This window comes from Streptomyces sp. NPDC060205, from assembly GCF_042728395.1.
Lineage (GTDB): Bacteria > Actinomycetota > Actinomycetes > Streptomycetales > Streptomycetaceae > Streptomyces.
The window spans coordinates 1-8,012 of sequence record NZ_JBHWZP010000389.1; the positions used below are offsets into that span (position 1 = coordinate 1).

11 protein-coding genes are annotated in these 8,012 nt (G+C 69.7%); 5 read left to right on the plus strand and 6 right to left on the minus strand.

Annotated elements, in window-relative coordinates; translation table 11 throughout:
* Window positions 1-86 precede the first annotated feature (86 nt).
* The 4 genes from ACFWGJ_RS38670 to ACFWGJ_RS38685 all read right to left on the minus strand — a co-directional run bounded on the left by ACFWGJ_RS38670 (window position 87) and on the right by ACFWGJ_RS38685 (window position 3,719).
* Window positions 87-1,223: a PQQ-dependent sugar dehydrogenase gene (locus ACFWGJ_RS38670; RefSeq protein ID WP_387333636.1), complete on the minus strand. Its 1,137-nt coding sequence runs from the start codon at window positions 1,221-1,223 to the stop codon at window positions 87-89.
* Window positions 1,224-1,466: 243 nt separating this feature from the next.
* Window positions 1,467-2,372 carry a pyridoxamine 5'-phosphate oxidase family protein gene (locus tag ACFWGJ_RS38675; RefSeq protein ID WP_387333637.1) on the minus strand — a complete coding sequence of 302 codons (906 nt, stop codon included), beginning with the start codon at window positions 2,370-2,372 and terminating at the stop codon, window positions 1,467-1,469.
* 15 nt (window positions 2,373-2,387) lie between these two features.
* Window positions 2,388-2,945 carry a TetR/AcrR family transcriptional regulator gene (locus ACFWGJ_RS38680; protein WP_387333638.1) on the minus strand — a complete coding sequence of 186 codons (558 nt, stop codon included), beginning with the start codon at window positions 2,943-2,945 and terminating at the stop codon, window positions 2,388-2,390.
* Window positions 2,946-3,107: 162 nt separating this feature from the next.
* Entirely contained in the window at window positions 3,108-3,719 is a 612-nt protein-coding gene (locus ACFWGJ_RS38685) for a class I SAM-dependent methyltransferase (protein WP_387333639.1), read from the minus strand.
* 105 nt (window positions 3,720-3,824) lie between these two features.
* Here ACFWGJ_RS38685 and ACFWGJ_RS38690 point away from each other — a divergent pair, with 105 nt between their 5' ends.
* Window positions 3,825-4,088 (plus strand): hypothetical protein, encoded by a 264-nt coding sequence (locus tag ACFWGJ_RS38690; protein WP_387333640.1) that lies wholly within the window; start codon window positions 3,825-3,827, stop codon window positions 4,086-4,088.
* Window positions 4,085-4,450: a hypothetical protein gene (locus ACFWGJ_RS38695; RefSeq protein ID WP_387333641.1), complete on the plus strand. Its 366-nt coding sequence runs from the start codon at window positions 4,085-4,087 to the stop codon at window positions 4,448-4,450. Before ACFWGJ_RS38690 ends, ACFWGJ_RS38695 begins: the two co-directional genes overlap by 4 nt.
* A 20-nt stretch (window positions 4,451-4,470) precedes the next feature.
* On the opposite strand, the gene ACFWGJ_RS38700 is transcribed toward ACFWGJ_RS38695, so the two are convergent.
* Entirely contained in the window at window positions 4,471-5,415 is a 945-nt protein-coding gene (locus ACFWGJ_RS38700; protein WP_387333642.1) for an alpha/beta fold hydrolase, read from the minus strand.
* Window positions 5,416-5,507: 92 nt separating this feature from the next.
* Between ACFWGJ_RS38700 and ACFWGJ_RS38705 the strand changes: the two genes are divergently transcribed.
* From ACFWGJ_RS38705 to ACFWGJ_RS38715, 3 genes are all read left to right on the plus strand, one after another.
* Window positions 5,508-6,110, plus strand: coding sequence for a TetR/AcrR family transcriptional regulator (locus ACFWGJ_RS38705; RefSeq protein ID WP_387333643.1), 603 nt, complete (start codon window positions 5,508-5,510; stop codon window positions 6,108-6,110).
* Between the two features lie 173 nt (window positions 6,111-6,283).
* On the plus strand, window positions 6,284-7,195 hold the full coding sequence (locus tag ACFWGJ_RS38710; protein WP_387333644.1) for a hypothetical protein: 912 nt from the start codon (window positions 6,284-6,286) through the stop codon (window positions 7,193-7,195).
* 33 nt (window positions 7,196-7,228) lie between these two features.
* Entirely contained in the window at window positions 7,229-7,705 is a 477-nt protein-coding gene (locus ACFWGJ_RS38715) for a hypothetical protein (RefSeq protein WP_387333645.1), read from the plus strand.
* A gap of 87 nt (window positions 7,706-7,792) precedes the next feature.
* On the opposite strand, the gene ACFWGJ_RS38720 is transcribed toward ACFWGJ_RS38715, so the two are convergent.
* The coding region (locus tag ACFWGJ_RS38720; protein ID WP_387333646.1) for a helix-turn-helix domain-containing protein at window positions 7,793-8,012 on the minus strand (220 nt) is incomplete at its 5' end.

Consider the following 8,012-nt stretch of genomic DNA (forward strand, 5'->3'; position numbering starts at 1 on the left):
GCCTGTTGCAGGTGGGCGGGCGCGAACGCAGGAGCCCCGGACCGTACGGTCCGGGGCTCTGCGCGCGGCCCCGATACCCGCAGCCGCTACGCGGGGTCGAGGCGGAAGATGCTGCCGTTACTGGCGAGCACGTACAACTCGCGGTCGCCTCCCTGAACGAACGAGACCACTTCGCCGGCGGTGACTCCGAGGTCGCTCACGTCGGTGACCTCGCCGTTCTCCATCTGCAGCGTACGGACGGTTCCGTCGCAGTAGTCACTGAAGACGTATCGCCCCTTGAGGTCCGGGATCCCGTCGCCGCGATAGACGTATCCGCCGGTCACCGAGCAGCCCAGGCCGCTGCGGTCGTACTCGTGGACCGGGGGAACGTGGTTCGCGGGCTCCGTGCCGCCCCGGAAGGAGTGGTTGCCCTCCATCTGGGACCATCCGTAGTTCTCGCCGCCGTCGCTGCCGGCCGGGGCCCAGTCGATCTCCTCCCAGTCGCTCTGTCCGACGTCACCGATCAGCAGATCGCCCGTGCCCTCGTCGAAGGAGAACCGCCACGGATTGCGCAGCCCGTACGCCCAGATCTCGTCCCTCGCGTTGGGATCGTCCACGAACGGGTTGTCCGGCGGAATCGCGTACGGCTCGGCGCCCTGCGGGTCGATCCGCAGCAGCTTGCCGAGCAGGGTGTCGAGGTTCTGCCCGTTCTTGTGGGGGTCGCCGCCCGAGCCGCCGTCCCCGAACGCGATGTAGAGGTAGCCGTCGGGGCCGAACTTGATGTCGCCGCCGTTGTGGTTCGCGTAGGGCTGCGTCTGAGTGAGGACCGTACGCCGGGTGTCCGGCTGGATTCTGCCGTCCTCAACGGCGAACTCGTCCACCGTGCTGGTGCCTTCGAGGTTCGTGAACGAGATGTAGAAGTGCGCGAACTCCTTGTCGAAGGCGATGCCCAGCAGGCCTCGTTCGCCATCGGTCGTGGTCTCGTCGGACACGTCGAGGACGGGTTGGCCGAGGCCTTGGTCGTCCAAGGGCCTTACGGTTCCGGCCCGTTCGGCTATCCAGACCGTGCCGTCGGGGCCGGCCGCTCCGGCGGTGGGACTCTGCGCCGTGGCCAGTGTGGTGAGCACGGCCTTTCCGGCCCGGCCTGGTGATACGGGCTCATCGGCGGACGCCGTGGTCAGGGCCAGGGAGGCGACAAGGCACAGGGTGCCAAGGATCGCCGAGCTTCTGGTGCGAACTTTCACCGTGATCCTCCTGGAGGCGGCGAATCGGTAGGCCACGCGGTCGCCGGGCAGAAAGCGGTGGGGATCCGCCGGTGATGGCACGCAACCTGAGTGGGGGGATGGTGGTGCGGTGGTGCCCTACTGTCCACGGATGAGGATACTGGGGTATCTGTGATGGGCCGAGGCGAAAACCGCCTGACTTCGTTTCGGCCTGTTCGGCCCACCCACCGGACACGCCTTCCCACTCGCTACCTGCCGCTGCGCTCACGCGAGGGGCGGGTTGAACCGGGAGTAGTCCAGGAGTTCCCACTCCAGCGGGCTGGCGTTGTCGATCTGCACCACGGCGTCGACCTCGAACTCCACGACGCGCAGAGCTCCCGGGTACGCCGCGGCGCTGCGGGGATCCCAGTCGATCCGGCCGGTGCCGGTGAGTTGCAGGGTGTGGCCGCGCTCCCAGTCGAGGAACAGCAGGCCGGACGCGGGGGCGAGATGCAGATTGCCCAGCGTCATGTAGAACTGGTTGCCGGTGTAGTCGGGCCAGCGCAGCGTGCGGGGCCCCGCGACGGTGACGAAGCCCGGCATGCCGCCGCGGTGTGACACGTCGGCACCGTCCTCGGCGGTCTGGCTGGCGATGAAAAAGGTGTCGGCCTGCTCGATCCAGTGCCGTTGGACGTCGCTGAGTTCCTTGCCGGTGCGGGCTTCCCCGGGCGGCGCGGCATCGGCGGATCCGGTGATGACGCGCTTCTGCAGGTATTTCGGGCAGTTGCCGAACACTTGCCCGGTGGTCATCCGCAGACCGTCGCCGTCGCGTGTGGCCACACCGTTCGCGCGGATACGGCGCTGGGTCTGCGGATGCAGGGCGAGCAGGCCGACGGCACGTTCCACGTCGAAGGCGTGGTGGAGGGGATCGCCGGGAGCGGGGAGCCCGTGGATGTCGAGGGTGCGGCTGTCCACCGGCTGGGCGAAACCGGGAGGTCCCGTCACGACGGTCGACCAGACGGCGCCGGCGTCGTCGGCGGCTCCGAGGATCAGCATCTGCTGGGCGCGGAGGAAGGGGTGGAAGCCGTGCGGGATCTCCGGGCCGAACATCGGTGATCCCCATCCCGGGCCGCCTTCCTGAGCCCTTTGCTGGACCGCCTGCTCACCGGGATGTTCTGCGCGCAGTGCCATGAGGTGCCTCCTTGATCAGTGTGCGAGCAGGTCGGGCAGCTCACCGAGGACCTGGTCGAAAACGGAAGGGTCGTCCAGGACGCGCGCCACCACCAAGGCGCCCTCGATACGGACGAGGGCAGCACGCGCGCGTCGCTCCGCGTCCTGTTCGGTCGCACCGGCCCTGACGGCGGCACCGGTCATGGCCTGGAGCCATGCGCGGGCGAGCCGGGCGGCATGGTCCCTGATGTCCTTCGGCGCCCCGGTCAGTGTCATCGTGTCGAGGACGCAGGCCATCCGGCCGTCCCTGTAGACGAGCGCCATACGCCGCGCCATCTCGGCGACGCCTTCGGCGACATCCGGCTCCGAGGCGAGCAGTTCGAAGATCTCGCCGAAATGCGACTCCATGCTGGTCAGGACGGCGGCTGCCATGGCGGGCTTGCCGTCCGGGAAGCGGTGATAGAGGCTCGCGCGCTGCAGTCCTGTTGCCCGGGACAGGTCGGAGAGTGACGCTCCGGCGTACCCGTTGGCCCGGAAGACCTCGGCGAGCCGGGCGTGCACCAGCTCATCGTCGACGCTCACTGTCCGTCCCATGCGCTTACTTTACCGAACGTTCGGTAAAAAACAAAGCCCGAGGTTCTACGGGGGCGCACACGCGAGCGGGCGAGGTTCTTCGGAGCGCACGCATGAGTCGGCCCGAAGTTCTACGGGAGCGCACGCGTCAGGACGTGGCACGGGTGGCTGAACGGGCAGTGGTCACGCATCGAGGCGGTGGACGCTGACCGCGTAACCGCCGTCGTCGTAGGGGGCGCCGCCCCAAGTGGCGAAGCGGTCGAGGAGAGCGAGGCCGGCCGCGGCACAGCAGGCGTCGTACTCCGGCAGCGTGGTGGTGGGCGGCACGGGCAGGTGGGCCGCGTCCAGTCCGAAGCCCGCGACCAGCAGGCCGCCCGGACGCAAGGTCGCGGCCAAGCGGTCGACCACCGCGGCCTCCGTCCCGGGAGCCAGCAGCGGCAGGACGTTGCCGGCGGCGACCACGAGGTCGAAGTCCGCGGCGACACCGAACCTCGCCGGATCGAACTCCGCGAGATCGGCCTGGAACCAGGGCAGTTCAGGCGCCTGCGCCCGCGCCACTTCCAGCATCGAGGCATCCAGGTCGACGCCGACGCAGTCGTACCCGAGCTCCGACAACCGGATCATGACCCTGCCGGTGCCGCAGCCCGCGTCCAGCACCCGGGCAGCCGGGGGCAGCAGAGCAGCGCAGAACGCCGCCTCGCCGTGCATGTCCTTCCCGCTGCGGGCCAACGCCTCGAAACGCGCGGCGTACTCGCCTCCGGACACCCCACCGGTCAGGTCCTGCCAACGACTCATGAGATCGACTATAGGCCGCCGACCGACCCCCTCTCCGCGACGTTCACGAGCCCGGCAGAGCTATTTGCTAGGTGGTGGTATCGGAACCTAGCTACCATGGCGGGCATGGCGAAACAGACGAACATCCGACTGGACGACGCCGTCAGGGCGGCAGCCGAGGACCGGGCCAAGCGCCGCGGTCTGAGCCTGCAGGGCTATGTGGCCGACTTGATCGAGGCCGACGTGAACCAGTCACGCGCCGCTTTCATGGCCGGAGCCGCCTCCTTCCTGGCCGCGTACACGGAGACGTTCGAGGCGGAGGTCGGTGAGGACCGCTATCCCGGTCCGGCAAAGGGAGCGGCGCAGACCGCGCCGAGGGACGCCGCGTGAGCCTTCACATCGACCTCGCGTGGATCCTGGCAGTGGCACAGCAGATCCCGGGAGACCCTCAGGTGGTCGACTACGGCGTGCCGGTGGCCGCGGAAGCCCGCCATCGGGCGGAGGTCCTGGAGCACGAGGTCTACCCCGAGCCTCATCACAAGGCCGCGGCACTGCTGTGCGAGCTGGCGAGAAACCCCAGCCTGGAGGTGCGCAACCTGCTGTTCGCAGCCACGGTGACCGCGGCCTACCTGTCCGCGTGCGGCCTTCCGGTGAGTCCCGGACTGGACACCGTTCTTCCGCTGGCGCGCGCGGCCCGGGACGGGCTCCCCGTACGGGAGGTCGCCACTCAGCTCAAGACCTGGACCAGCTGATCCAGCAGGCTCCTGGTGAACTACTCGACCCGCCCGGGATCGATGAACGCGGTCAGCGCGTCCACGATCGCCTCCGGCTGCTCGTCGGGGATGAAGTGTCCGGCCTGCGGGACGAAGACGCCGGTCACGTTCCGCGCCCACGGATCGATGGAGTCGGCCATGTCGGGAATCGAGCCGTGGGAGCTGGAGATGCCCAGGACCGGGACGGTCAAGTGCCCTTGTTCGAGGGCGTCGTGATTCCTGCGCGCCGATTCCGCGGCGTCGCGGTAGTAGGCGAGAGACGCCGACAGACCTCCCTCGGCCGCGAGGGCGGCGGCGTAGTGGTCGATCTCGGCGTCGTCGAAGGTGTTCGGTGACAGGGCCTTGGCCTTCAGGAACCAGTCGACGTAGTCCCGCTCGCGGCCGGTGAGCAGCGTCTCGGGCAGTTCGGGCACCAGGTGGAAGGCGAAGTGCCAGGTCTTCCAGGCCCGGTCGGGGTCCGTCGGGACGGAGTCCGGGAGGGTGATGCCGGGAATTCCGGCGTCGAGCAGCGCGACACCGTGCAGGCGCTCTTCGTGCTTCAGGGCCAGCGAGAAGGCGACCCAGGCCCCGATGTCGTGGGCGACGAGCCAGTACTTCGGCGCGTTGAGCGCGTCCAGCGCAGCCTGGACGCGCGAGGCGACGGTGTGCGTGTCGTAGCCCTCTTGCGGGCGCTCCGAGTGGCCCTGTCCCGGCAGGTCGATCGCAATCACATGGAATCGCTCGGCGAGGCCCGGCATCACCTTCCGCCACGCCCACCAGGTCTGCGGGAATCCGGCGAGCAGCACGACGGTGGGACCGTCGGGCCTGCCGCCCTCCACGGCGTGCAGTCGGACTCCTCCCGCGTCGGCCCAGCGGTGAGAGAAACCGGCGAGGTCGTGGAGCGGCAGCCCGGGAACCGGGTTCTGGTCGCGGGAGCGGTCGGGGGCCAGGGCGTCATCGGTCATGTCGCGAGCCTACTCCATCCTGAACTGACCAGTTCAAGATAGGATGGACAGGGCCGCAACGGCCGGTCCTGCGAGAACGAGGTGCATACCTGATGGCCGGAAAGAAGCAGTTCGACGTGGACGTCGCGCTCGACGCGGCCATGGCCCAGTTCTGGCGGGCCGGATACGCCGACACGTCTCTCGACGACCTCTCCAGGACGACCGGACTGAACCGCAGTTCCCTCTACTCCTCGTTCGGCGACAAGGAGTCCCTCTACCTGCGCTGCCTGGACCGCTACGCCACGCGGTACGGAACCAGGTACGACCAGGCGCTTTCCCCTGCGTCCGAGGAACCGCTGCAGGCGGTACGGGCCTTCTTCGAGGTCACCCTGCAGCGCATCGCCGACCCTGACGTGCCCGACGGATGCCTGATCGCCCAGACCGCGATGGCGGCACCGGCGCTCAGCCCCGCCATCGCCGCACGCGCGAAGGAAGCCCTCGGCCATCAGCATGCGCGGCTGCGGACCGCCTTGAACGCCGCGCTCCTGGCCGAGGCCGATGCCGACGCCTTCGCGGTGCACCTGACGGCGGTCAACCAGTCGCTGGCCGTGATGAGCAGGGCCCAGGCGGACCCCGAGCAGCTCCGCACGGTCGTCGACATCAGCGTGAGCGCGCTCTCGCATGCCGTGCGCGCCCGGCGCCGGCCTCCCCGTTAGGCCGGATCGCCACCGCCCCCTCCCCCCCCTGACAGCCTCGCTGACCAGCGGTTCTGACGCAGGCACTACAACGGCGGCTCGCGCCCCCGTCCCTGACAGATGTCAGGACCGCGGGCCGGCCGGTCCTCCTACCGTTCGAGGTGTCGCAGGGTTTCGGGGGAAGAGGGAAGAACATGGCCGGACGTACCGGGTCCTGTCCAGGGCGGGGCAAGGCCGTCGCCGCACTGCTGCTCTGTCTGGCAGCCCCGATGCTGTCGGCCTGCACCGCCACACCACCGCCCCCGCCTCCCGAGCCCACCGTCGCCGCCCGCGCGCTCACGCCCGCCGAACGGCAGACCCTGGCCAGGGCCGAGGCGCTCCTGACGCGGAACTGCATGCGGGAGCGGGGATTCTCCTTCCACGTCGTCGAGGACCTGCCGGACGGGGTCGACCGCCTCTTCCCGTACGTCGTCGACGACGAGGGCTGGGCCGCCGAGCACGGCTACGGCAGCGACATCCGGCGCAAGCGGGACACCCTCGCCGCGAAGAACCCGAACCAGCTCTACTTCCGGAGCCTGACCGCGGAGCGCAGGAGCGCCGCCGTGGACGCGCTGAACGGCCCGGAGCCGACAGGTCTGGAAGCACGGGTTCCCGGCATGGGCACGATCCGGCACAGCGATCAGGGGTGCGAGTCCGAGGCGCAACGGTCCCTCTACTCGGACCTGCGCAAGTGGTACAGCGCGTGGAAGGTGACGGACGCTCTGGAACGGTCCGTACCGCCCGCGGTCACACAGGACGGGCGCTTCACGGCGGCGGTCTCACGGTGGTCGGCCTGCATGCGGGCCAAGGGCCACCCGTACCGCTCCCCTCTGGAGGCACGTCAGCGGTTCGTGCGTCCGGCGGGCGGATCCCACGCCACCGAGATCGCGACCGCGACGGCGGAGGCCCGGTGCGCGCGCACCTCGGGTCTCGCGAAGACGGCCCGCACGCTCGCGCGCGCTGAACGGGCTCGTACCGAGTCCGCCCATCCCACCGAGTTCACCACCAGGAAGACGCTGGAGTCCGGGGCGCTGAACCGCGCCCGGGACATCGTCAAGGCCGGCTGACTCCCCATTTGAAAATCTGAGAGGTATGAGGAAATGAAGCGACTCACTCTGCTCGCCACCGGTGCCGCGATGCTCTTCGCGGCAGTCGGCCCGGTCGCCGCCGCCCAGGCCGCGGACGGACCGGCCGCGGCGCCGCGCGCCGCCGCCGCCGCGGAGGACGGCAGGCTGCACGCGTGGGCGGACCCCTACCAGGGGGGCGCCCACTGTTCCTGGTCGGGGAACAAGCGTGACTGGGACTACGGCGACGACGGTGTGACGGGCACCTGCCGGCCGATGCGCAACCTCGCCTCGTCACTGGAGAACCGCGGGTACGCGGGCGGCTACGACGACGTCGACCTCTACTACAACCAGGACCAGAGCGGCGTGTACGCCTGCCTCGGCCACGGTGACGCGTGGCAGGACCTTTCGCGAGGGGACTACATCTTCAACAACGGGCTGCCGTGGTGGGAGGGGAAGAACCAGTCGGTCAACGACAACATCTCCTCGCACTCGTGGACCGACAGCTGCTGACCGGCCGAAGCCGACCGTGCCGGGAACGGGGGCCCGGCACGGTCCCGCCTCGGTGAACGTCTCGCGCGGCGTGCCGGGCCGTACGCGTCAGCCGGTCCGGAGACCGACCGCCAGCGTCAGTTCGAGGACCCGGTGCGGCGTTGCGAGATCCGGAAACAGTTCCCGCAGCTGCGACATCCGGTACCGGACGGTCTGGGGGTGGACGAACAGCGCCGCCGCCACCTCGTCCCGCCTTCCCTGGTGCAGCAGCCACGCCCGCAACGTCTCCTCCAGCCGTTGTCCGGTCGCCTCGGGCAAGGTCCGCAAG